General features: G+C 35.1%; 20 protein-coding genes and 1 other RNA gene. 14 read left to right on the top strand and 7 right to left on the bottom strand.

Features of this window, described 5'->3' with window-relative positions:
- Positions 1-69 precede the first annotated feature (69 nt).
- From CGC52_RS10250 to guaB, 8 genes are all read left to right on the top strand, one after another.
- On the top strand, positions 70-819 hold the full coding sequence (locus CGC52_RS10250; protein ID WP_095894312.1) for a glycosyltransferase family 2 protein: 750 nt from the start codon (positions 70-72) through the stop codon (positions 817-819).
- Complete coding sequence (locus CGC52_RS10245) at positions 794-2194, top strand: O-antigen ligase family protein (protein WP_095894311.1); 1401 nt, start codon at positions 794-796, stop codon at positions 2192-2194. The genes CGC52_RS10250 and CGC52_RS10245 overlap by 26 nt, the downstream gene beginning before the upstream one ends.
- A 6-nt stretch (positions 2195-2200) precedes the next feature.
- Complete coding sequence (locus CGC52_RS10240; protein WP_095894310.1) at positions 2201-3217, top strand: hypothetical protein; 1017 nt, start codon at positions 2201-2203, stop codon at positions 3215-3217.
- A gap of 265 nt (positions 3218-3482) precedes the next feature.
- Positions 3483-4481, top strand: a complete 999-nt coding sequence (gene pdhA / locus CGC52_RS10235; protein ID WP_095894309.1) for a pyruvate dehydrogenase (acetyl-transferring) E1 component subunit alpha — start codon at positions 3483-3485, stop codon at positions 4479-4481.
- Positions 4482-4486: 5 nt separating this feature from the next.
- Positions 4487-6085, top strand: a complete 1599-nt coding sequence (locus CGC52_RS10230) for a pyruvate dehydrogenase complex dihydrolipoamide acetyltransferase (RefSeq protein ID WP_095894308.1) — start codon at positions 4487-4489, stop codon at positions 6083-6085.
- A gap of 186 nt (positions 6086-6271) precedes the next feature.
- Positions 6272-7876: an Ig-like domain-containing protein gene (locus tag CGC52_RS10225; RefSeq protein ID WP_095894307.1), complete on the top strand. Its 1605-nt coding sequence runs from the start codon at positions 6272-6274 to the stop codon at positions 7874-7876.
- 25 nt (positions 7877-7901) lie between these two features.
- Positions 7902-8675, top strand: a complete 774-nt coding sequence (surE, locus tag CGC52_RS10220) for a 5'/3'-nucleotidase SurE (protein WP_042010427.1) — start codon at positions 7902-7904, stop codon at positions 8673-8675.
- Positions 8676-8811: 136 nt separating this feature from the next.
- Complete coding sequence (gene guaB, locus CGC52_RS10215) at positions 8812-10281, top strand: IMP dehydrogenase (RefSeq protein WP_095894306.1); 1470 nt, start codon at positions 8812-8814, stop codon at positions 10279-10281.
- Positions 10282-10708: 427 nt separating this feature from the next.
- Here guaB and CGC52_RS10210 read toward each other — a convergent pair whose 3' ends face one another.
- The 7 genes from CGC52_RS10210 to CGC52_RS10180 all read right to left on the bottom strand — a co-directional run bounded on the left by CGC52_RS10210 (position 10709) and on the right by CGC52_RS10180 (position 17005).
- On the bottom strand, positions 10709-11596 hold the full coding sequence (locus CGC52_RS10210) for a DMT family transporter (protein WP_095894305.1): 888 nt from the start codon (positions 11594-11596) through the stop codon (positions 10709-10711).
- A gap of 102 nt (positions 11597-11698) precedes the next feature.
- The gene (locus tag CGC52_RS10205) at positions 11699-12457 is read right to left on the bottom strand and encodes a response regulator transcription factor (RefSeq protein WP_231549989.1); all 759 of its coding nucleotides are present in this window, start codon (positions 12455-12457) and stop codon (positions 11699-11701) included.
- A gap of 77 nt (positions 12458-12534) precedes the next feature.
- Positions 12535-14115, bottom strand: a complete 1581-nt coding sequence (locus tag CGC52_RS10200) for a sensor histidine kinase KdpD (RefSeq protein ID WP_095894304.1) — start codon at positions 14113-14115, stop codon at positions 12535-12537.
- A 68-nt stretch (positions 14116-14183) separates the two neighbouring features.
- Positions 14184-14780, bottom strand: coding sequence for a dephospho-CoA kinase (gene coaE, locus CGC52_RS10195; RefSeq protein WP_095894303.1), 597 nt, complete (start codon positions 14778-14780; stop codon positions 14184-14186).
- Positions 14777-15724: a hypothetical protein gene (locus CGC52_RS10190; RefSeq protein WP_095894302.1), complete on the bottom strand. Its 948-nt coding sequence runs from the start codon at positions 15722-15724 to the stop codon at positions 14777-14779. Before CGC52_RS10190 ends, coaE begins: the two co-directional genes overlap by 4 nt.
- A gap of 272 nt (positions 15725-15996) precedes the next feature.
- Positions 15997-16398, bottom strand: a transfer-messenger RNA (tmRNA) gene (ssrA, locus tag CGC52_RS10185).
- A 151-nt stretch (positions 16399-16549) separates the two neighbouring features.
- Positions 16550-17005: a type I restriction enzyme HsdR N-terminal domain-containing protein gene (locus CGC52_RS10180; protein WP_042343349.1), complete on the bottom strand. Its 456-nt coding sequence runs from the start codon at positions 17003-17005 to the stop codon at positions 16550-16552.
- A gap of 176 nt (positions 17006-17181) precedes the next feature.
- Here CGC52_RS10180 and hemL point away from each other — a divergent pair, with 176 nt between their 5' ends.
- The 6 genes from hemL to pckA all read left to right on the top strand — a co-directional run bounded on the left by hemL (position 17182) and on the right by pckA (position 23621).
- Complete coding sequence (gene hemL, locus CGC52_RS10175; RefSeq protein WP_042343348.1) at positions 17182-18477, top strand: glutamate-1-semialdehyde 2,1-aminomutase; 1296 nt, start codon at positions 17182-17184, stop codon at positions 18475-18477.
- Positions 18478-18491: 14 nt separating this feature from the next.
- Positions 18492-19163, top strand: coding sequence for an HAD family phosphatase (locus CGC52_RS10170; RefSeq protein WP_095894301.1), 672 nt, complete (start codon positions 18492-18494; stop codon positions 19161-19163).
- A gap of 14 nt (positions 19164-19177) precedes the next feature.
- Positions 19178-20320 (top strand): AAA family ATPase, encoded by a 1143-nt coding sequence (locus CGC52_RS10165; protein ID WP_042343346.1) that lies wholly within the window; start codon positions 19178-19180, stop codon positions 20318-20320.
- 60 nt (positions 20321-20380) lie between these two features.
- Complete coding sequence (locus CGC52_RS10160) at positions 20381-21652, top strand: acetyl-CoA hydrolase/transferase family protein (protein WP_095894300.1); 1272 nt, start codon at positions 20381-20383, stop codon at positions 21650-21652.
- A gap of 3 nt (positions 21653-21655) precedes the next feature.
- On the top strand, positions 21656-21787 hold the full coding sequence (locus CGC52_RS10155; RefSeq protein ID WP_095894299.1) for a FeoB-associated Cys-rich membrane protein: 132 nt from the start codon (positions 21656-21658) through the stop codon (positions 21785-21787).
- A gap of 253 nt (positions 21788-22040) precedes the next feature.
- Positions 22041-23621 carry a phosphoenolpyruvate carboxykinase (ATP) gene (gene pckA, locus CGC52_RS10150; protein ID WP_042343344.1) on the top strand — a complete coding sequence of 527 codons (1581 nt, stop codon included), beginning with the start codon at positions 22041-22043 and terminating at the stop codon, positions 23619-23621.
- The last annotated feature ends 359 nt before the right edge of the window (positions 23622-23980 follow it).

The following is a 23980-nucleotide window of genomic DNA, read 5'->3' as shown; positions in this document are numbered from 1 at the left end:
AAATATTTCACGGAACTTTTTACTTTTTAAAAAGATTACACAAATCCAATTTATAAAACTAAAAGCTGAATGAAAATATCAGTAGTTATTAACACATACAATGCCGAAAAACACTTACAAGCAGTTCTTGAAACTGTAAAAGATTTTGATGAAATTGTAGTTTGTGATATGTATAGTACGGACAAAACTATCGATATCGCAACAAAGTATAATTGTAAAATTGTTTATCACCAAAACACAGGTTATGCTGAACCTGCTCGGAATTTTGCTATTAGTCAAGCTAAAAACGAATGGATTTTGGTAATTGATGCTGATGAAACTGTTCCTCCTAAATTAAAGGAATATTTATACAATATCATTGAAATGCCAGATTTAGGAGGGGTTTATATTCCGTTTAAAAATTATTTCATAAACAAATGGATAAGATCGGCTTATCCTGACCATAAGCTACGTTTCTTTCGCAAAGAAGGTGCTTTTTGGCCACCTGAAGTTCATTCAACCGTAAAGGTACAAGGAAAAATTGTAAAAGTACCAAGAAACCAAACCAATTTAGCTTCAGAACATTTAGCAAATGATTCGATAACAACCATTTTACAAAAAAACAACACATATAGTACAGCCGAGATAGTACGCAAAAAAGATAAAAAAATAACTTGGTTTTTACTAATATGTTCTCCTTTATTTTGGTTTATTAAATTTTATTTTATTAAAAAAGGATTTTTAGACGGAAAAAGAGGATTTATATTTGCCGTACTAAAATCACAATATAAATTTTCATGCTTAGCAAAAGTATATGAATATCAAAAAAATAACGAGTAAAGTAACATCAAACAACTTTGCTCTTTACACAAATGTTTTTCTGCTGTTAGGAGCTTTTATTTATTATTTTATTCCTTCAGAATTTAATTTATATGCATCAGAAAAGACGTTAAATATTTTTTTTAAAATAGCTTTGGTAGGCATTATGCTTATTACTTTTGCAGATATTTGGCTCAAAAGAAAGGTTTTATTTAAAAATATTGATAAAATAAGAGTTTTTTTCTTGCTGTTTGCTTCGACTATTGTAATGATTTACCCTTACAAACACAAAATGGTCTTAGGTTTGAGCATTGTTCTTTTCTCATTAATGTTACTATACGGACTCTACAAAAGACAATACATTGGATTTCACATCATTATGAAATCGTTGCTTATTTTTATTCTTTTTGTCTTTGCAAGTATTTTTTGGGCGACCAACACATCTGAAGCATTTAAACACATTGATTATTTTGTGCTATTTTTAGCTGTTCCATTATTAAGTTGTTTTTACCGATGGAAGAGAGAAGAAATTTATATATTCATTTATCCTGTGTTCACAGCCTTCCTAAGTCTGCTTTCTTTAAATGTAATAGCTTATGTGTGTTTAGTGAAATATCACCAAAAACCTCTTTTTTCTTTTTTATCTTTTTCAAAAAGCTACTTAGCTCCTGGCACAAATCACTATGAAATTCTCAGATGGAGCGAGACCTTCCATCAAAGCATCATTGGTTGGGGGCTTTTCATTGTAGGAGTTTTAGGCTATTGGCTGTACAAAGAAAAAAAACAAAAACTCATTTCTATAGAACACATTAGCTTATATGCTGTTTTACTCGCTTGTGTTTCTTTTATGATACAAGCACGTGTAGCAATGATTGGTATTGTCTTTTTTACAGGATTATTCATTTGGGTTGAATTAATGAAAAAAATTAATTCCCGAGGTCCAATTTTTATTTACACAACCATAATCACCATTTTAGGAATATTGAGTTGTTATTGGATTTTTACTGAAACTCCTTATTTTAACGATGAGATAAGGCATACTATGAACAATGCTGCTATACAATTCTTCCCACAACATTTTTGGATAGGGGGTGGTGCTAACTATGAAATTGAAGTAATACAAAGCGTCAATTATGAATTTAATAAACTCCATAATATATTTTTGTCAGCAATGGTAAATCAAGGAATCATTGGCTTAATTTTGTTGTTATTATTTCATTTTTATGCAATATACACAGGGATTAAGTACGAGCATTTACTCGGAATATACGTCTTTCTAGCCTTTCTAATTTTTAATTTAACCGAAGACGTTTTAGGGTATCCCATCTGCGGGTTATTCTTCTTATTTACTTTAATCCCATTTGAAAAGGAACAAATAAATCAAATTCAAAAATAGATAAATATGACAAACAAAACCATCATTTTCGGAGCTCCTGCTGATTTCTTTAATCAGAAAATCATCGATAATTTGATTTTTTTAGGTTTTGAGGTTATAGATGTATCTATTTCTCTAAACTATAAATACAGTTCATTAAAAGATAAATTAAAAAATACTTTTAGAAAGGCATTTTTTAATGACAATTCTCACAAAAAAAGAGTCCGTTTTGCTTTAGTTGAACAAGAAATAAATGAAAAAATTGACGCTTTACATAGAAAAGCCGATTATGTGCTTTTAATTCGTCCCGATATCTACCCAGAACATTTTTTGCAAAATCTGAAAACCAAATCCAAAAAAATGGTTGCTTATCAATGGGACGGATTAAATGTTTTTCCCGATGTAAGAAAAGTGGTAAAATATTTTGATCGATTTTTTGTTTTTGACCCTAAGGACGTCGCAGAATCTTTTTTACCTACAACTAATTTCTATTTTGATATTCCAGAACAATTGGAAAAAATAGAAAAAAGAAGTGTTTTTTTCGTGGGCGTTTGGAAAAGAAATCGTATAAAACCAATTGGAAAACTAATTTCCAAAATCAATGAAACAAATTACATCGCTGACATTTCATTATTTACGACTAAAAAATATATTTTAAAAAAATATGAAAAATCAGTTATAAATGTAACAAATAAGAGAATTCCACTAATGGAAAATCATCAAAAAGTTTGCCAATCAGCTGTTTTAGTTGATATACTAAACACGGTGCATAATGGCTTATCATTCCGAGTGTTTGAGGCGATAAAGTATAAAAAAAAGCTTATCACGAATAATTCGCATATAAAGAAGTATGATTTCTTTAATAAAAACAACATACTTATTATAGAAAAAGATTCTGATTATGAGTATATTCCCGCGTTTTTAACGTTACCATATCTTGATTTACCTCAAGCTACGTACAAAAAATATGCTTTCACAAATTGGATAAACTATATGTTGGATATCCTTCCGCATCAGCCTATTGAATTACCTAAAAAGGATTAGTTCAAACACCAAATTATTATTAATTTCATGAAACACAAAAGCTGTCAGCTGTTCAACTTTAAAGACTTTTAGACTTTATTTTATCCTTTCATAAAATAAAAATTACACCTACTAATAACATTTAAGGAATACTTTTTTTACGTTTTATTTTGAAACAAAATAGATTTTTCTCATCTTTGCAAATGTTTTCGGTTAGTGGGTTTTTTTTTGTCCCTTTTGAAAGAAAACATTTAGAAAAATAACATCACATTTTAATAAATAACAAATGAAAAAAATTGACAAAGATGTGTACCTGAAATGGTATGAAGAAATGCTTTTTTGGAGAAAATTTGAGGACAAACTTGCCGCTGTTTACATCCAACAAAAGGTAAGAGGTTTTTTACATTTATATAATGGACAAGAGGCAATCGTTGCGGGATGCATGCACGTAATTGACCCAACGAAAGATAAAATGATTACCACGTACAGAAATCACATCCAACCCATTGCTTTGGGGGTTGATCCACGTCGTGTTATGGCGGAGCTGTTTGGAAAAGCTACGGGAACGTCACAAGGGTTGGGTGGCTCAATGCACATTTTTTCAAAAGAACATCGTTTCTATGGGGGACATGGAATCGTTGGAGGACAAATTCCGTTGGGAGCTGGCTTGGCTTTCGCCGATAAATACTTCAATAGAGATGCCGTTACCCTAACTTTTATGGGAGATGGAGCAGTACGCCAAGGAGCTTTGCACGAGACTTTCAACTTGGCAATGCTTTGGAAACTTCCTGTGGTGTTTATTGTTGAAAATAATCAGTATGCAATGGGGACATCGGTAGAAAGAACTGCTAACCACACCGACATTTGGAAACTTGGATTGGGTTATGAAATGCCATGTGCTCCCGTTGATGGAATGGATCCTGTGAAGGTTGCCGAAGCTGTTTACGAAGCCGTAGAAAGAGCCAGAAGAGGTGACGGCCCTACGTTGCTCGACATTAGAACCTACCGCTATAGAGGACACTCAATGTCCGATGCTCAGCTCTATCGCACCAAAGATGAAGTGGAAGAATACAAAAAATTAGACCCTATCACGCAGGTGTTGAATGTCATCAAAGAAAAGAACTATGCAACCGAAGCTGAAATCGAAGCTATCAACGAGCGTGTTGCTAAGTTAGTAGCTGAGTGCGAGAAATTTGCAGAAGAATCACCATTCCCTGAGAAGGAAGTGCTATACGATGTGGTGTACGAACAAGAAAACTATCCTTTTTTACCTCATAAATTATAAAAAAAATGGCAGAAATCATTAATATGCCACGTTTGAGCGACACTATGGAAGAGGGTGTTGTTGCAAAATGGCTTAAAAAAGTTGGAGATAAAATTCAAGAAGGTGATATTTTAGCCGAAATCGAAACCGATAAGGCTACTATGGAATTTGAATCGTTCTATGCGGGTACGTTGCTTCACATCGGGCTGCAAGAAGGAGAAACCGCTAAGGTAGATACGCTTTTAGCAATTGTTGGAAAAGAGGGCGAAGACATTTCAGCTCTAATTTCACAAGGTGCAGCACCTGTACAATCCGTAGAGGAAAACAAACCTGAACCTACGGAAACATCAGAATCTACGGTTTCGATTCCTGCGGGAGTTGAAATTGTCACTATGCCTCGCTTGAGCGACACTATGACTGAAGGAACCGTAGCTACATGGTTGAAAAAAGTTGGAGACAAAATACAAGAAGGTGATATTTTAGCTGAAATTGAAACCGACAAAGCTACAATGGAGTTTGAGTCGTTCTATTCAGGAACGCTTTTGCATATAGGTATAAAAGAAGGTGAATCAGCTTCTGTTGATGCTCTCTTAGCTATTATCGGGCCAGCTGGCACCGATGTAAGTGCTGTGATTGCGGGAGGAGGCTCTGCCAAACCAGCTTCAACACCTACAAAATCTGAAGTAAAAAAAGAGCAAGAAAAACCAGTGGTCAGCACCCCTGTTGTTACAACTGCTGATAATAATAGCGATCGTGTATTCGCATCTCCTTTAGCCAAGAAAATTGCACAGGATAAAGGTATAAATCTTTCGCAAGTGAAAGGTTCAGGCGAAAACGGACGTATTGTAAAGAAAGATGTAGAAAACTTCACTCCATCTGTTCAATCACAAAATGCAGAAAAACCAACTGCTACATCGGTAACTTCGTTCGTACCTGCAGGTGTGGAAAATGTTGAAGAAGTGAAAAATTCACAAATGCGTAAAACAATTGCTAAACGTTTATCCGAATCGAAATTCACAGCTCCACATTACTACCTGACTATCGAAATTGATATGGAAAATGCAATAAACTCACGCTCAGAAATTAACAAATTGCCTGACACCAAAGTATCGTTTAACGATATGGTTGTGAAAGCGTGTGCAATGGCATTGAAAAAACATCCACAGGTAAACACATCATGGAAAGGCGATGTAACGGTTTACAACCAACACGTACATATAGGAGTTGCCGTAGCTGTAGAAGACGGTTTGGTAGTTCCTGTACTTAAATTTGCTGATAGTCTATCACTTACCCAAATCGGTGGACAAGTGAAGGATTTGGCAGGACGTGCAAGAAATAAAAAATTGACTCCAGCTGAAATGGAAGGAAGCACTTTCACTGTGTCGAATTTAGGTATGTTTGGCATTGAGGAGTTTACCTCAATTATCAATCAACCGAACTCAGCGATTTTATCAGTGGGAGCTATTGTCGAAAAACCAGTAGTTAAGAACGGACAAATTGTTGTAGGTAACACAATGAAAGTAACTTTGGCTTGTGACCACCGTACCATAGACGGAGCAACAGGAGCTCAATTTTTACAAACATTAAAAACGTTTATCGAAAACCCTGTTACAATGTTAGCATAAAAACAAGACTCAAAATAAACCCATCTTTTTTTCAAAGTGCAAATCTCAAGTATGGAGGTTTGCTCTTTGTTTTATAGACTCTCCTAAAATTTCTGTGGTAGCTTTGTAAAATGTTACCTTGCGAAGTAAAAAAAAAATAGTACATTTGTGGTTTATAACTTCTCACGAGAAAATAGTTTTAGGAATATGTTGAAAAAATACGTTTATTTCATCATCTTAGTCATTTCATTATCAATACTTTGTCACTGTGCCAGACGAGGTTCACCCACAGGTGGTCCAAAAGATGAAACGCCTCCAGTTTTGTTGCAGGTAACACCTCCCTCGGGAACAACAGGATTTGATAAGAAAAAAATACGCTTAGTTTTTGATGAGCTTGTTACAATAAAGGATTTACGTAAACATCTCATTATTTCTCCTCCTATGGAAAATTTTCCCATAGTAACTCCTATGAACGCCTCAAAATCATTAGAAATCAGCATTTTAGACACACTTAAACCAAATACAACCTATGTTTTTAATTTTGGAAATAGCATCCAAGACTACAACGAAGGAAATATTTATAAAGACTTTAAATACGTTTTTTCAACAGGAAAATTCATTGATTCACTGAAAGTTACAGGAAAAATAAAAGATGCTTTAAAATCAAAACCTGATAAATCAGTCGTGGTGATGCTTTATGAATACAATGAATCTTACAAAGATTCGGTGGTTTATAAAAACAAACCTCTGTATATTGGATATGCAAACGACAGCCTTAACACTTTCGAAATCAATCATATAAGAGAAGGAAAATATATGTTAATGGCGATGCAGGATAAAAATAACAACTACCTTTTCAACCAAAAAGAAGACAAAATTGCGTTTTTAGAGCGACCCATTTTTGTGAAAAGCGATTCCATTGCCTCGTATGAGCTTACACTCTTTAAAGAGAAGTGGAATTACAAAGCGGCTCGCCCAATACAGGCATCTGAAAATCGGTTTATCTTCGGATTTGAAGGAGGTACGGACAGTGTAAAAATCGAACCAATATCAAAACAAACCGATGATTTTAAGTATATTATATCTAAAGAACCTAAAAAAGATACACTTAATTTTTGGTTTTCACCCAAACAAGATTCTTTACGGTTTACGGTGACAAAAGGTCAAAAGATAGATACATTCACCACTCGGCTACGGAAGATGAAACCCGATAGTTTACAGATTTCAAATCTATTTTCAGGAGACCTGCCCAAAGGAAAACATTTCGGTTGGAAGTCAAACATTCCAATAATGAAAATGGACTCTACAAAAGTGCAAGTGTTTGAAAAAGACTCTGTTAGCATTCCATTTAAAACAAAACTAAGCGAAGATAGGTTGGAATATAGGATTGTTTTCGATACGAAATATGGGGAATCATACCGGGTGAAAGCATTTCCTGAAGCGATGGTTGATTTTTTCGGAAAAACGAACGACACTTTGGAAGTGAAATTAAGAACCAAAAAACAGGACGAGTATTCCGTATTGAAACTTACGCTGAAAGGCGAAGTGGATTATCCTATACTAATTCAACTTACAGATGAGAAAGGAGATGTTCATCGTGAACTATACACTGAAAAACCTGAAAATCAATATATTTTTGAAGCTGTGCCTCCTAAAAAATATCGTTTACGTATCATAGAAGACAAGAATGGTAATAAAAAATGGGATACTGGTAACTTTCTAAAACGCCAACAAGCTGAAAAAATTATTCATCATCCAAAAGAAATTGAGCTACGAGCCAATTGGGACATTGAAGAAACATTTAGTTGGTAGATTTAAAACACACATTCAGATAATTATGACTAAAAAACCATTGATTTTAATCACAAATGATGACGGAATTACAGCTCCAGGAATACGCTGCTTAATAAAAATAATGAACGAAATCGGAGATGTGGTGGTGGTAGCTCCCGATTCTCCACAAAGTGGTATGGGACACGCCGTTACACTCAATTCAACCCTGTACTGCGAACCAATACACATTGATGATGGAGTCCAAAAAGAATACACATGTAGTGGTACACCCGCAGATTGTGTAAAAATAGCCAAGTACGAAGTATTAAAACGTAAACCTGACTTATGTGTTAGTGGTATCAATCATGGCTCAAATTCATCCATAAATGTAATTTATTCAGGAACGATGAGTGCTGCAGTTGAAGCGGGTATTGAAGGGATTCCTGCCATAGGTTTTTCATTACTTGATTTCAGTTGGGACGCAAACTTTGAGGAAGCTCGCGATTTTGTTAAGCAAATAGCAATCAATGTATTAAAAAATGGATTACCAAAAGGAGTAGTCCTAAATGTAAATATTCCTAAATTGAAAAAGGAAGCCATCAAAGGTATCAAAATATGTCGACAAGCCCAAGCTCGTTGGATTGAAGAATTTGACAAACGAACAAATCCACAAGGACGGAATTACTATTGGATGACTGGTAAGTTCGTGAATGAAGACGGAGGAGACGATTCTGACGAATGGGCATTGGCAAACGGATATATCTCCGTAGTTCCTATTCAATTTGATTTGACTGCATATCACGTCATTCCTCATTTAGAGAAGTGGAAAATGAAGTAAATTCTGTTAGGACGGAGAAAATATCTTGTCTAATGTACACCAGTATGGTCAGCGAAATCATATAGTAGTGAGGGAACTCTTTTTTATTTCAAAAAAAAGTAGTACATTTGCACGCAACAAAATTTCAAGTTGCTTTATGAATTTTCAAGAAAAAATAGTAGGAGAAGGATTGACCTACGATGATGTACTACTCATTCCGAACTATTCCGAAGTACTTCCGCGAGAAGTGGTTATCTCAACCAAATTCACAAAAAATATTACGCTAAACGTTCCTATCATTTCGGCTGCGATGGATACAGTTACAGAAGCTGCGATGGCTATTGCAATGGCTCGTGAAGGTGGCATTGGTGTACTTCATAAGAATATGACGATTGAAGAACAAGCTAAGCAAATTCGCAAAGTGAAAAGAGCGGAAAGCGGAATGATTATCGACCCTGTAACGCTTAATTTAGAAGCAAAAGTATCTGATGCTCAAAGGAGTATGAAAGAAAACAGCATTGGAGGAATCCCGATTGTTGATGCGGATGGTACGCTCAAAGGTATTGTTACAAATCGTGATTTACGCTTTGAACAAAACGGCAATCGCCCCATTGTAGAAGTAATGACTTCTGAAAATCTTATTACAGCAGCGGAAGGTACTTCAATGAAAGAAGCCGAAAAGATATTACAAAAACATAAAATTGAAAAACTTCCTGTTGTAGACAAAAACAACAAACTTGTAGGACTTATCACTTTCCGTGACATAGCTAACCTGCAAGAGAAATCCATATCAAACAAAGATCTATTTGGTAGATTACGTGTGGCTGCCGCATTAGGAGTTACTTCGGATGCCGTAGAACGTGCTGAAGCATTGGTCTATGCAGGAGTAGACGCAGTTATCATCGACACGGCTCATGGGCATACCCGAGGTGTGGTGTCTGTTTTGAAAGCTGTAAAAGAAAAATTCCCCGAATTGGACGTTGTTGTAGGAAATATTGCTACGGCTGAAGCTGCTCTTTATCTGGCTGAAAACGGAGCTGATGCGGTGAAGGTAGGTATTGGGCCTGGCTCTATTTGCACAACTCGTGTGGTAGCCGGTGTAGGCTATCCACAATTGTCAGCAGTTATGAACGTTGCTAATGCACTTAAAGGTACAGGAGTACCAGTGATTGCAGATGGTGGAATTCGTTACACAGGCGATATTGTCAAAGCGATTGCTGCAGGTGCTGACTGTGTAATGTTAGGTTCTCTATTGGCAGGAACCAAAGAATCTCCTGGGGAAACCATTATTTTTGAGGGAAGAAAATACAAATCATACCGAGGTATGGGATCGGTCGAAGCTATGAAACAAGGAAGTAAAGACCGTTATTTCCAAGATGTGGAAGATGATATCAAAAAATTAGTTCCTGAAGGAATTGTGGGACGTGTAGCTTACAAAGGTGAACTTCAAGAGAGTATGCACCAATTTATAGGAGGATTGCGCGCAGGTATGGGCTATTGTGGCGCAAAAGACATTAAAACTCTGAAAGAAACGGCTCGTTTTGTACGTATTACAGCAAGTGGAATCGCAGAAAGCCACCCACATAACATTACTATTACCAAAGAAGCTCCAAATTATTCAAGATAATTGGAGTGATGCATAAATAAATTATCAATTAGGAAAAAGAGACTGTCAGGAAAGACGGTCTCTTTTATTTATGGGTTTCCTGTTTTTTTTTGTAAATTCAGGTATAATGGACAAAAATTAAGTTGTGATTTTTATTTTGCCAATCCGTATTGTTCTTGGGAGCGAGGATTGAGTGAAAACACCAACAAACTTGTACGACAATATATCCGTAAAGGTACTTATTTTGAGGAAATTAGCAAAGAAAAAATAAAAGAAACTCAACATAAAATTAACCGAAGACCGAGAACTTCGAAGCTCATCACTAACACCTTAACTTTAAAAACTATAAAAAGTGAGTAATGACATTAGATTTTGAAGAACCTAAGAATTTATTTTATAAATTCGTGGCATAAAAAATTGCACTTGGGAGTTGAATCTAAGTGCATAGTTATTTACTTTTTCCTTTTTTTCGTTCAAAAAGAATACTAATAAGCACTCCTGTGATGATAAGTAACACACCGAAAATCAAATTTTTTGTGAGTAATTCTCCAAAAAGAAATACACTAATACCCACTGCTACAATCGGTTCCACAGCTCCTATAATGGCTGTGGGAGTAGAACCAATATAGTAAATCGCATAGACTAAAGTCAAAATTGAAAGCACTGTTGTAATGAGTGAAAAAGCGGTCAAGTGTATTCCCATATCAACTGTCGGAATCTCTACAAAACCATTAATAATCATAGATTTAACTAAAAAATAAATACTCGAAAACAACATCGAATAGAACGTAATTTTAATTCCTGATGCTGTTAACTTTGATTTATTGACTACTACCATATATATTCCATAAATAACAGCTCCCATCAAACCGATGAACAGTCCAAAGAAGTTAATGGAAAAAGAATCAGTGTCCTTTACGCTCAGAAATCCGACTCCTAAAACCACAATCAACAAGGAAATAACGGTAGCTAATGTGATTTTTTCCTTGAAAAATAGTCCTAGAATCAATGCTACCACAATCGGATACATGAAAAATATGGTTGAAGCTATGCCTGGCGTAAGATAGTCATACGCTGCAAATAAAAACTCGGATGACAAAGCGTACAATAAACCTAATATTTTAAAAATCAATAATTCACGAAAATTAACCTGCAATCGTTCCTTACGATATATCAAAAAACCTAAAATAAAAACACCGCCAATAGCAAACCTATAAAACAAGGCATCGTCTAACGATAAGGCACTCTGTTTTATTGGAATCATGTATAGTGGAATCATTCCATATGTAATAGCTGAAACAAGTGCTAAAATGTATCCTTTGAGTTTTAATGACATAAATATTTATATGAAAATAAAAAGAAGAAACTGTCCAAAAAGCACATATTGAGCTAATGATTTTTTGGACAGCTCCTATAAAAATATTACAATTACATTTTTTTAAATAAAGGATTCTTCCTCACGATTAGTTAATAATCGGAAACCTTCCCCATGGATGTTCAACACCTCTACTTTTTCATCTTTTTTCAAATATTTTCTCAACTTGGCGATATAAACGTCCATACTTCTTGAGGTGAAATAATTGTCGTCCTTCCAAATTTTAGCCAATGCCAACTCTCGGGGCATCAAATCATTTTCGTGTAACGCTAACAAACGAAGCAATTCGTTCTCTTTTGGTGATAATTTTTCAGGTTCTTCATCTTTATATTTGAGGAATCTCAACTTTGAGTTAAAGAAGAAATCGCCAATTTCAAATTCAAATTTCTTGCTATCAGCCACCGTTTCCACTGCTTTTCTTTGTAACATGGAACGAATTTTCATCAACAGAATTTCAGAATCGAACGGCTTATTCAAATAATCATCACCTCCAACTTTGTATCCTTTAATGATGTCCTCACGCATCGTTCTTGCTGTCAAGAATATGATTGGAATTTTCTCGTTTTTCTCGCGTATTTCTTTGGCTAAGGTAAATCCGTCTTTATAAGGCATCATAACATCCAAAATGCAAAGATCAAACATCTCCTTTCTGAATTTTTCAAAACCTTCCATACCATTTTTAGCCAATGACACATCAAAACCACTCATTACTAAGTAGTCTCTCAACACTGTTCCAAAGTTAGGGTCATCTTCCACCAAAAGGATTCTTTTGTTTGCTCCCATGGATTTGATGTCGTACCCTCTTTCTGTTTCATCTGTCATAATATTCTATTTTTAAAGGTTATACTGATTAATTTAGCTTTCTTCGTTATGTAGTTTATATATTTGTTAGAAATGAATCAAATTGTAGGCATTTTAATAAAAAAAGTACTACCCTTGCCTTTTTCACTTTCCACGTAGACGGTTCCACCATGGTGGTTAACAATACGTTTCACATAAGCAAGTCCCAATCCATGTCCTTTTACATTATGCAAATCACCTGTGTGTTCGCGATAAAACTTATGAAAAACCTGTTTCACAGCTTGTTTACTCATTCCTTGCCCTCGGTCTTTAACTTTTATAAGTATCTTATTTTTTATATTTTCAGTATAAATATCAATATCAGGTGGATTTGGTGAATACTTAATTGCATTTTCGATAATATTAATCAAAACATTGGTAAAATGCGACTCATTGGCTGAAATATCGCTATTTTCGGCTTCAAAATGAGTACGAATCATTCCGCTACGCTCGTGTAACATCATTTGTACGTGTCCTATTGCAATTTCCAATAACAGATGTACATCCAAAGGTTCTTTTGAAAGGTCAAGTTCGCCTTTATCAATCCGTGAAATTTGCAAAATATTCTCTACCTGAGAGTGCATTCGTTTATTCTCCTCCCGAAGCATATTGATATAGGTCAATATTTTCTCAGGATTATTGATAGTCATCGGATTTTTTATGGCATCTAACACCAAATTGGTGGTCGCAATGGGAGTTTTAAATTCATGCGTAATATTGTTTATAAAATCCGTCTTGATCTGAGAAATTCTCCTATGAGTCAACATTTGATTCAACGTTATGGTAAAAACTCCAATTATGATTATCATAAAAACCATTGATAATGAAGAAATTACAATAACAGATGAAAACATATAGTGTTCTCGTTGCGGAAAGGTCAATGCCAGCTCATAACGAGAATCCCCTGAGCTTGTGTTAAAAAGAGGCATTCGATATTCCTGACCTTTGGTGGAATCAAAATATTTGGATCGTATGCTGGATAATATATTTCGATTGTAGATCGCAAAATCAAACTCCATATTTAAATTTCGCTTATCTAATTCCTGTTGCACTGCATTTTGAATCTGCTCTGCAGAAACTCTATCCACCACGGACAATTTTTGAGAAATATTTTTTATGGATTCCTCCAACATCAGTTTCTCAATTTGAGGCAATCGACTCAATTTTTGGTAGGTTTCAATACTGGGTGCAATCTGATTGTCCAGCTCAGTAGCATACGTTATTTTCTGTTCCGTCTGCTGACTGATGTAGTTTTTGAATAAAACCGTATCGTTGGATGAAATACCATTAACCCCATTGGTCGGAAGATTATAATCCTCTTGTAAAATTCCATGTTTGTAAATGAACGTTTCTTTGGTATTTTTATTCTCCTGAACATACATAAACTCTCTCAAATGTGAATCCTTCAAAATTAACGTGCTGTCTTTTTCACGTAATTCAATAATTTGAGCTATATATTTATTCACTTCTTGGCTCTCCAAACTGGCAGTTACTGAACTGAGCACCTGTTGAATAGAGTGAGAAAAAGCCTCCTGTTGTTTATCAATTGCTGACTTTATCCAATACCCCTGAATAAGGATGATTCCTATCAGCGAAATGGTCATCAAAACAACGGTTATTATGTTCAATCTCTTATTCATTGTACAAAACTAATACATTTTTTTCTGCACCTCTAATTTTTAACATATATTTAACTATAAAATTTGGTTTATTGACGATTTCGCAACTTTTTTATTAATTTAGAATGTATTTCTTTGACTTTTAACAAAGATACTTGAATGTTTATGTTATCGACCACTTCATCAGACAATTTTATACGTTCTTCGTCCGTCCATTGATTTCGCATTCTCTCCCTCACCAATTTCTCTGTAACTTGGTCTCTTTCAACCACTCGGCGTATTCTTTCCTGCTCGGGAGCCGTTACCGTAATGATATAATCACATTGCTTATAGGCACCACTTTCAAAAAGAATTGCAGCTTCTTTAATAATATATAGAGATTTTTGCATATCTTTCCATCTCTGAAAATGTAGCGCTAATGCAGGATGTACAATATTGTTTAAATTTTGTAATTTATGTTTATCATTAAACACAATATCTGCTATATATCTGCGATTGTACTTTCCATCAATATACGCCAACTCGCCAAATTCTTCAATAATTCTTCGCTTGATCACAGGGTCAGTTTCAATAACTTTTTGTGCCTCAATATCAGAAATATAGACCGGAATTCCTAAATCTTGAAACATTCTTGTAATGGTAGTTTTTCCACTGCCTATACCTCCCGTTAGTCCTACAACCATCATATTTTTTTAATCAGATATTCTACTTTATTTTCGCCTAAAAACGTAATCTTGACACGCCTCAATGTTGTTTGTATGGTTAATGGTATCCTGCTATCATCCTGAACATCAAGATAATCAGCAATTATTTGTATATCATCTTGCTTGATGTTTTTCAATAAATTCAAATCACCCGAACATAACACATCAACCTCTGACGGAAAGGTTTTCACTTGACTCCCCTCTGGAATATTCGTTACTTGTATAGGTAGCTTTATAATTTGTTCACTGACCTTATCCACCATCGCTTTAACCGTAATTTTATCCGTGTTGTATTGCAAAAAATCTGATTTTTTCAGAAAATGAACTGCTTCAAAAGACTCTTTGACTTCTTTTCTTCCATCCAAAATGACCACCACCTCTTGAAGGGTATCTATAGCTGTTTTAAATCCCATAACTTCGACTGAATCAGGCATTATTTCTAAATCGGTCAACTGATATTCTCGATGATAGGAAGCGTTTAAGTTAACTTTCAAGGGTAATCTTTTGGTGTATTTCTTTTCTAAATCTACATATATGGTGTCGGAGTACGTGTTTTGTATTCTGAAGTTGTTCTTCGAAATTACATTCAATTTATTGGAAATATTTTTAGAAAGTTTGTATCGTTTGTTTCCGATATACTCCAAATCATTAAAATCCACACTAAGCACTTGTCCCTGAGAATAATACTTTAACAAAGCATATCCATTACCTTCGGCTCGTATTTTAATTTTATATTTTTGAGAAGTATTCAGAAACATGTCCTCAGGGATATTAGTAATTGCCACATCAACACTGAACTCACGATGTAGGGTTTTGGATAACCGAATTAGAGACCACAAAACTATTGATACTAACAAACAAATGACGAATGTCACTGTTCGTCGGTCAACTAAAATGAGTTGTATTTTCTTTTTTGTTGATGCCATTGATAGTGAATTTATTTTTATATTATGGACATCAAAGATACGTATAATTTGTTAAATTAGCAATTAAAAAAGGATTTTTTTCTCTATTGGATAACTAGCGGATATAATTCTTCGGGTGATAAGGGTTGTGGTAAAACTTACAGAATTTAATTTTTTACATCTGAAAAAAAGCCCAAAAAATAGATGTTTGGTTTTTGGTTGTACAACGGTTGTACAAATTGGTAAACAAAAAAAGGATAACTATTTAATTTAAAAATAGTTATCCTTTTTTATTGTGGAGTCGGAGAGAATCGAACTCTCGTCCAAATAAGCAATTCAAAGGCTTTCTACATACTTAGTTTTTGTTTGATTTTCGTCGCGTTGCTGACCAAAAACCGCCCACAACACGCTTAGTTCCCTAAAATCCGAATCTTCAGCGGAAACCATCATCCGATTCAATGTTGACTTTTATGGTGCCTCTGTACGAACCGCCGTCAACAAGGGCTTTTCAGAGACATCTCGCTTCCCTACCTTGTAGAGACTTAGCCAGAAATCCTACTAAACTTCAGATTAGGCAGCAAGAGCGTAGTTATTCTCGCCATTTAAAAGTTTGAAATAGAGATTAACGAGCATTAATTTCATAGCTCGGTATGCTTACATTTCAATTCGACTTACTGTCAAAACCGATCGACCCCATTGGGGTTCTTTGTATGAACTTGGGGCAAAGGTACTGAAAATTTACTCTCTAACAAAATTTTTAACTTTTTTAATCTACTCTCAAAAAGTCACCTCTGTAATTTGAAGTAGCATATGACATTTCCATTAAATTTGAAAATCGGTCTGAATTTATCCTTTTATTTCAGAATATGCTGGTAAATCTTTGAGGAAGATATACTTTTTTTGAACGTAATCCACCGTACAGAAATAGTGATTCAAACCGTTAGTAATCATCAGAAAATCAGACTTTAAAACCAAATTATAACGTGCTATTTGATCAAAAGTCTTTTGTGTAATCTGAACTTGTGGAGCCTTGCATTCTACCGTAAGAAGAATATCTCCGTTTTTTGAAAAAACAACTATATCGTAGCGTTTGGATATATCATTTATTTTTAATTCTTTCTCCACATTTATAAGTGATATGGGATAGCCTTTTTCCTGAATCAGATAGCGAATAACATGCTGACGCACCCACTCTTCGGGTTGTAACACCACAAATTTTCTACGGATTTCATCAAAGATAAAACGCTTAGAATCAACTTCTTTAATCCGAAATGAATAATCATTAAAATTCAGTTTTTCCATTGTACAAAGATAGTATTTTTATGATAGATAACATTTTTATGAAAATATATTTTTTATAAATCTCAAAAAATAGTAACTTTGTAGCTTAGGTTTGGAAAACTATAATGCGCGAAAAAGAAATGACGTATGTAGTAACCTATGAACAATAAACTATTAAAAATCAATATATTAACACAATGATATATAAAAGAAGTAGTGAGCTTTTTGCTCAAGCGAAAAAGGTGCTACCAGGTGGTGTGAACTCACCTGTTCGGGCGTTTAATGCAGTGGGCGGAGAGCCTATTTTTATTAAAGAAGGTAAAGGAGCTTATTTGTATGATGAGGACGGACGTAAATTGATTGACTACATAGCTTCGTGGGGTCCTCTGATTTTAGGACATGCTTATCCTCCTGTGGTTGAAGCTGTTGTCGAAAAAGCTAAAAAAGGAACTTCATTTGGAATCCCTACAGAAATCGAAATCCAAATTGCAGAATTAGCCGTTTCAATGGTGCCTAACATTGATAAGATTCGTTTTGTGAACAGCGGAACAGAGGCTTGTATGAGTGCCATTCGCTTGGCGAGAGGATATACTAAACGTGAAAAAATCATCAAATTCTCAGGTTGTTACCACGGGCATTCGGATTCGTTTTTGATCCAAGCAGGAAGCGGGGCTACAACCTTTGGAAGCCCAAATAGCCCAGGGGTAACACAAGGAACCGCCAAGGATACGCTTTTGGCAAGATATAATGATATCGAGTCGGTTAAATCCCTTTTTGAAACGAATAAAGATGAAATTGCAGGGGTAATCATTGAACCTGTTGCAGGAAATATGGGGTGTGTACCTCCAAAAGCAGGATTTATGGAAGCCTTGCGAAAACTGTGTACGGAAAATGGAGCATTACTCATTTTCGATGAGGTGATGACAGGTTTCCGTTTAGCGAAAGGAGGAGCGCAAGAAGTGCTTGATATTCAAGCTGATATTGTAACCTTTGGAAAAGTTATTGGAGGAGGGCTACCTGTGGGTGCTTTTGCTTCTCGGAATGAAATTATGAATCATTTAGCCCCTGAAGGACTTGTCTATCAAGCAGGTACACTGAGTGGGAATCCGTTGGCTATGAGTGCAGGTCTGGCTATGCTTACAGCATTAAATGACAATCCACAGGTGTTCAAAAGTTTGGAAGAAAAAACCGCATATCTACACCGCGGATTTGAAGAAGTGATGTCCAAAAGCGACATTCCTTTCCAAATAAATCGCTTTGGTTCAATGATTTCACTACATTTCAACGAAAATCCTGTTGTTGACTTTGAATCTTCGGCCAAAGGAAACATTGATCGTTTCAAAAAATATTTCCACGGAATGCTTGCTGAAGGAATTTATCTACCTCCAAGTGCTTTCGAAAGTTATTTCCTTAACGACGCTCTGAGCTATGAAGATTTAGATGTTACCATCGAAGCTCTGAACAAGTTGGTAATTAACAAAAAATTGGATTAGTTTATTTTTCACTAATGACAAAACATTTTATTTTTGACATGGATGGTGTTTTGGTGGATAGCGAACCCATGCACCAACAAATTATTTACGAAGTTTTTGAACAGTTAGGCATTCCTTTTTCAAAAGAATATATCGAAAGAGACTTAACAGGAATGTCTGCTGTTCCCATGTGGGAAAAGGTAAAACAAGATGCGAAACGTACTGAATCGGCAAATGAATTGTTAACTTTTCACCGTGAGTACTTCTATAAACGGTTTGAACAAATCGAAGTCAATGAAATTGAAGGAGTTAAATATGTTCTACAAAAACTAAAAGACAGAGGTTTTTTACTTTCCTTAGCATCCTCCTCATCACGAAAACTAATTGATTATTTCATAAAAAAAGTTGAGATAGCACATTTTTTTGATGTAATAATGAGTGGGGACGATGTACAATACAGCAAACCTTTTCCTGATATATTTTTGAAAGTAGCTGAAGCATATAACATTGATGCTCAATATTTTTGGGTATTGGAAGATAGCAAAAACGGTGTTCAAGCTGCCAAAAGTGCAGGAATGCATTGTATTGGTTTTAAAAATCCTAATTCGGGAGTACAAGACCTTTCAAAGTCGGACATTATCATCGAAAAAATGAGTGACTTTACGGATGATTTTATTACAAAAATAAGTAGTATTTACCGTAAATAGAATCTATGTAGTATATGAAAATAACAGAATCCAAATATTATCGACCTATAAAAATCCTACAATTGGATAGTGACGAACGTATCGAACTTTTTGATAAACACAACATACTATCGTTTAACAATCCATTTCGAACCTTGCTCAACAGTTTGATGGTATCGATTTATCTTGCGGATGAAGATTTGGTCATTCATCGTGAAAAATTGAAGCATTTTCAAAAATGTACAGACTACTACACGGTGGAGTACGCTTCCAAACAAAATGAACTTTTTGAATCGGAACAGTGTTATTTTCACCCTGATTTAGAAGCTTTTATATTGATTGATAAAAACTTATCAAATGAATATGACAACCAAATTTTTGAAGAGGGATTGTTCAAAGTAAGCCATGTTTATTACCAAAATACAAATCCAAAGGCAAAGCAAAATTTAGATACTCTTTTTTCTGAATATATTGAAAAACATATTTCAAAGGAATCAAAAGTTTCAATACTTTTGATGACCAAATTTGGTTTTGAAATCAGAACCCACATCATAAAACCATATCGCATTGATTTTGAAACTATGTACAACGATGATTTTATGGAGGTACATCATCGTGTAAAAAATAGTTTAACCAATGAGAACAAAGGCATTATACTATTCCACGGCATTGCAGGATCAGGCAAAACCAACTATATCAAATGGTTAACAAGTCAAATTCCAAATAAGAAGTTTATCTTCGTACCTACCACAATGATAGGAAAACTCACTGACCCTTCATTCATAGGTTTACTAATGGAAAATAACAATTCGGTGTTGGTATTGGAGGATTGTGAGAACTACATCGCTGAACGAACCACATTCAATAGCAATACGGACGTTGTTTCGTCAATTTTGAACATCGCTGATGGCATATTGTCCGATGTGCTGGAGTGTCAATTGATTGGCACATTTAATTCCGATATTTCAAAAATAGATCCTGCTCTTTTGCGAAAAGGGAGACTTATTGCTGAATATAAATTTAAGGAATTATCGGTTGAAAAGTGTAACAAATATTTAGAATCTAATGATAAAAATATCAAAGTAAATAGACCATACTCCTTAGCCGAATTGACTAATATTGATGTGAAAGAATTAAAAGAAGACTCGAACCCCACTAAAATAGGTTTTGCCAAATAAAAAACTTGTATTTTTCATAAAAATTTGTACCTTTGAAAGAAAATAACACCATATAAGTATATGACTAAATACACAACCGCTGAAGAGGCTTTGAAAATCGTTAAAAGTAATGATTTTATTTATATTCAAGGAGGAGCCGCCGTTCCAAATCGACTGGTCGATGCCTTAGTACAACGGGCTTCCGAACTGAGAAATGTAACTATTGGACATATCCATGTGGAGGGCGATGCTCCGTATGCAGACCTAAAATATAAGGATAGTTTCTTTGTAAACTCTTTCTTTTTATCAAAGAATGTACGCCACACGCTCGAAGCAGGTAATGGTTCTTACACACCTGTTTTTTTGAGTGATTTACCCTTGTTATTTGACCGAAAACACATTCCTGTAGACGTAGCCTTAATTCAAGTTTCACCTCCCGATATACACGGACATTGTTCCATTGGAGTTTCCGTAGAGGCTTGTAAAGCTGCTATGCGAAACGCTAAACGGGTTGTTGCACAAGTCAACAAATACATGCCTCGTGTTTTTGGAGATGCCTTTGTTCACATTGACGATATTGATTATTTGGTATCGCATGACGAACCAATTTTTGCAGTGTCGCCAACCACACCCGACGAAATTGAGGATCAGATAGGAAATCATATTATCGACTTAATTGAGAATGGAAGTACACTCCAATTAGGTATAGGGAACATCCCCAACGCAGTATTGTCAAAAATGGGACATCTGAAAAATTTGGGAGTCCATACAGAACTACTTACTGAGGGAATGCTCAACCTCATCAAACAAGGTGTGGTAGATGGTTCAAAAAAGAAATCGGAACGAGGCAAAGTAGTAGCTTCGTTTATGATGGGTTCACGAGATTTTTATGATTTTGTCAATGACAACCCTTCTGTAGAATTGTTAGAAGCTTCCTACACCAACAATCCTGCAGTGATTCGTCAGCAACCTAAAATGATTTCCATAAATTCTGCTATTGAAGTGGATTTAACAGGACAAGTGTGTGCCGATTCCATTGGTACAAGACTTTACTCTGGTGTCGGAGGACAAATTGATTTTGTACGAGGAGCATCACTCAGCGAAGGAGGAAAATCAATAATAGCTTTGCCTTCGATGACCAAAAAAGGAGTTAGTCGCATCACTCCATTTTTGAAGCAAGGTGCTGGAGTAGTCACCACACGTTCGCATGTACAATACGTAGTTACAGAATATGGAGTAGCTCATCTATTTGGAAAAAATATTCACGAGCGAATCAAAGCAATGATAAACATCGCACACCCCGACCATAGAGAAACTTTGGAAAGACAATATTTTGAAGTATTTAAAAAATAGAAAATGGACATCCAACAAATTATCGCTTATACATTAGTTATAATAGCCGTTTTTTTCTTGATACGTACTTTTTTCTATAAGAAAAAAAGAAAAAAAGGTTGCGGAAACGATGAGACTAATTGCAAATGCGGATAATTTAAAGAAAAAGTGATTACTATTGGGGTAATTGGAATGAAAAATATGAAAACATATGTATCAGTATTTCAGATAGTTTCAAACGTTTTAAGTAAAAAAATACGAAATTCGTATTTTTTGCATAAAAAAAATATCAAATTCATTTTATATTTCAAAAAAAATTAGTACCTTTACCTTCCGAAAAAAGGACATAAAAATCGTAATATAAACATAAAGAAATTAATTATAAACAATTTTACAAAATTCAAGAGTTATGAGTAAACCAAACACAATCTCTGTTGAAAATTACGGAATTAAAAATGCAAACGTGCGCTACCAACTTTCAGCTGACGAGTTGCACAAGGAAGCCATTGCAAAAGGTGTAGCTGAAGAGGCTAACTCTGGTGCATTGTCTATCAAAACAGGAAAATTTACAGGTCGTTCACCACAAGACCGTTTCATCGTAAAAGATGACATTACAAAAGACCGCGTATGGTGGGGAAAAGTGAATATTCCTTTTGATTCAGCTAAGTTTGATGCTCTTTACGACAAAGTAATGGCGTATCTTTCAGGAAAAGAACTATTTGTTCACGATGGATACGTTTGTGCTGACCCTAACTATCGTACAAATGTTCGTACTATTGCTGAACTTCCTTGGAGTGCACAATTCGTTTACAATATGTTCCTTCGTTTGGAAGACAGCGAAGTAGAAAACTTCAAAGAAGAGTGGTTGGTGATCAACGCACCAGGATTCTTGGCTGACCCAGCTGTTGATGGAACTCGTCAATCAAACTTTGCTATTTTGAACTTCACCAGAAAAATCGCTTTAATCGGTGGAACAGGATATCCAGGAGAAATGAAAAAAGGTATTTTCTCTGCACTTAACTTCGTACTTCCTGTATTCAAAAACACAATGCCAATGCACTGTTCTGCAAACGTTGGTAAAGATGGCGATACAGCGATTTTCTTCGGACTTTCAGGAACTGGTAAAACAACGCTTTCAGCTGACCCTAACCGTCACCTAATCGGAGATGATGAACACGGATGGACTCCTGAAAACACTGTATTTAACTTTGAAGGTGGTTGCTATGCAAAAGTAGTAGATTTGACACCTGAAAAAGAGCCTGAAATTTTCGCGGCTATCAAAAAAGGAGCGATCCTTGAAAACGTTATTATGCATAACGGAGAGGTTGATTTTGCAGATACTTCAATCACTGAAAATACACGTGTTTCGTATCCAATTCACCACATAGCTAATATTCAACCTGGTTCAATAGGTAAAAATCCTAAAAATATATTCTTCTTAACTTTTGATGCTTACGGAGTATTGCCTCCAATCTCTAAATTGACTCCAGAACAAGCTGCTTATCAGTTCGTTTCAGGATATACTTCAAAAGTTGCAGGAACAGAGGTAGGAATTACTACACCACAAAAAACATTCTCAGCTTGCTTCGGAGCAGCATTTATGCCACTTCACCCAGCTGAATACGGAAAAATGTTGGCTGAAAAAATCGAGAAATCAGGTGTTAACGTATGGTTGGTAAACACAGGTTACAACGGAAAAATGAAACGTTGCAGCTTGAAAGATACTCGTGCTTTGATTACTGCAGCTCTTACAGGAGCTTTGGACAAAGTTGAGTACAAAGAGTTACCAATTTTCGGATTTGGAGTGCCACAATCTTGCGAAGGAGTTTCTGACCAAGCTATCTTGAATCCTGAAAATACTTGGGACGATAAAGCTCAATTCGCTGCTAAATCAAAAGAATTAGCGGAAGCATTCTTACAAAATTTCAAAGATAAAGGATTTGAAGAAGGAGCTGATGCACAAGTACTTAAGGGAGCTCCAAAATTGTAATTATTTAAAAAAATAATAAAATCCAAAAGGCTACTTTTGAAAGTAGCCTTTTTTGATTAGACACTTTTGGAAGTTAAAATAGCATCTCAAACCTCACTGAAATCTACATTCAACCGATTTCTAAGTTTCTCTCTTTTACATCATTTTCAGCAATATCAAGACTCTGTTTTTATCACTTAGCACAAATCCCAAAGTCAATCGTTCTAGGGGTAAAATAACTGTAAATATTTGTTTTAACTTTGAGACAAGTAAAATTAATTCATTACTAAGCACTTTGAGTTAAAAACATATTCTTCTCCCTGTATTTTTATTTACTTCTACAAAAGGTTTCTAACTAAGAAAAGGATAATTTACTATTT

This window comes from Capnocytophaga sp. H2931, from assembly GCF_002302535.1.
GTDB lineage: Bacteria > Bacteroidota > Bacteroidia > Flavobacteriales > Flavobacteriaceae > Capnocytophaga > Capnocytophaga canis.
Note: the sequence above shows the minus strand (reverse complement) of the source record. Positions and strands in the feature narration are given on the sequence as shown.

Bases quoted from the DNA above. Each gene is read 5' to 3' on its own strand.
- guaB (WP_095894306.1), top strand. From the start codon at position 8,812: ATGAATTTTCAAGAAAAAATAGTAGGAGAAGGATTGACCTACGATGAT.
- CGC52_RS10240 (WP_095894310.1), top strand. From the start codon at position 2,201: ATGACAAACAAAACCATCATTTTCGGAGCTCCTGCTGATTTCTTTAAT.
- CGC52_RS10155 (WP_095894299.1), top strand. From the start codon at position 21,656: ATGGACATCCAACAAATTATCGCTTATACATTAGTTATAATAGCCGTT.
- surE (WP_042010427.1), top strand. From the start codon at position 7,902: ATGACTAAAAAACCATTGATTTTAATCACAAATGATGACGGAATTACA.
- CGC52_RS10180 (WP_042343349.1), bottom strand. From the start codon at position 17,005: ATGGAAAAACTGAATTTTAATGATTATTCATTTCGGATTAAAGAAGTT.
- pdhA (WP_095894309.1), top strand. From the start codon at position 3,483: ATGAAAAAAATTGACAAAGATGTGTACCTGAAATGGTATGAAGAAATG.
- CGC52_RS10170 (WP_095894301.1), top strand. From the start codon at position 18,492: ATGACAAAACATTTTATTTTTGACATGGATGGTGTTTTGGTGGATAGC.
- CGC52_RS10230 (WP_095894308.1), top strand. From the start codon at position 4,487: ATGGCAGAAATCATTAATATGCCACGTTTGAGCGACACTATGGAAGAG.
- CGC52_RS10200 (WP_095894304.1), bottom strand. From the start codon at position 14,115: ATGAATAAGAGATTGAACATAATAACCGTTGTTTTGATGACCATTTCG.
- coaE (WP_095894303.1), bottom strand. From the start codon at position 14,780: ATGATGGTTGTAGGACTAACGGGAGGTATAGGCAGTGGAAAAACTACC.
- pckA (WP_042343344.1), top strand. From the start codon at position 22,041: ATGAGTAAACCAAACACAATCTCTGTTGAAAATTACGGAATTAAAAAT.
- CGC52_RS10160 (WP_095894300.1), top strand. From the start codon at position 20,381: ATGACTAAATACACAACCGCTGAAGAGGCTTTGAAAATCGTTAAAAGT.
- CGC52_RS10165 (WP_042343346.1), top strand. From the start codon at position 19,178: ATGAAAATAACAGAATCCAAATATTATCGACCTATAAAAATCCTACAA.
- CGC52_RS10190 (WP_095894302.1), bottom strand. From the start codon at position 15,724: ATGGCATCAACAAAAAAGAAAATACAACTCATTTTAGTTGACCGACGA.
- hemL (WP_042343348.1), top strand. From the start codon at position 17,182: ATGATATATAAAAGAAGTAGTGAGCTTTTTGCTCAAGCGAAAAAGGTG.
- CGC52_RS10250 (WP_095894312.1), top strand. From the start codon at position 70: ATGAAAATATCAGTAGTTATTAACACATACAATGCCGAAAAACACTTA.
- CGC52_RS10210 (WP_095894305.1), bottom strand. From the start codon at position 11,596: ATGTCATTAAAACTCAAAGGATACATTTTAGCACTTGTTTCAGCTATT.
- CGC52_RS10225 (WP_095894307.1), top strand. From the start codon at position 6,272: ATGTTGAAAAAATACGTTTATTTCATCATCTTAGTCATTTCATTATCA.
- CGC52_RS10205 (WP_231549989.1), bottom strand. From the start codon at position 12,457: ATGACAGATGAAACAGAAAGAGGGTACGACATCAAATCCATGGGAGCA.
- CGC52_RS10245 (WP_095894311.1), top strand. From the start codon at position 794: ATGAATATCAAAAAAATAACGAGTAAAGTAACATCAAACAACTTTGCT.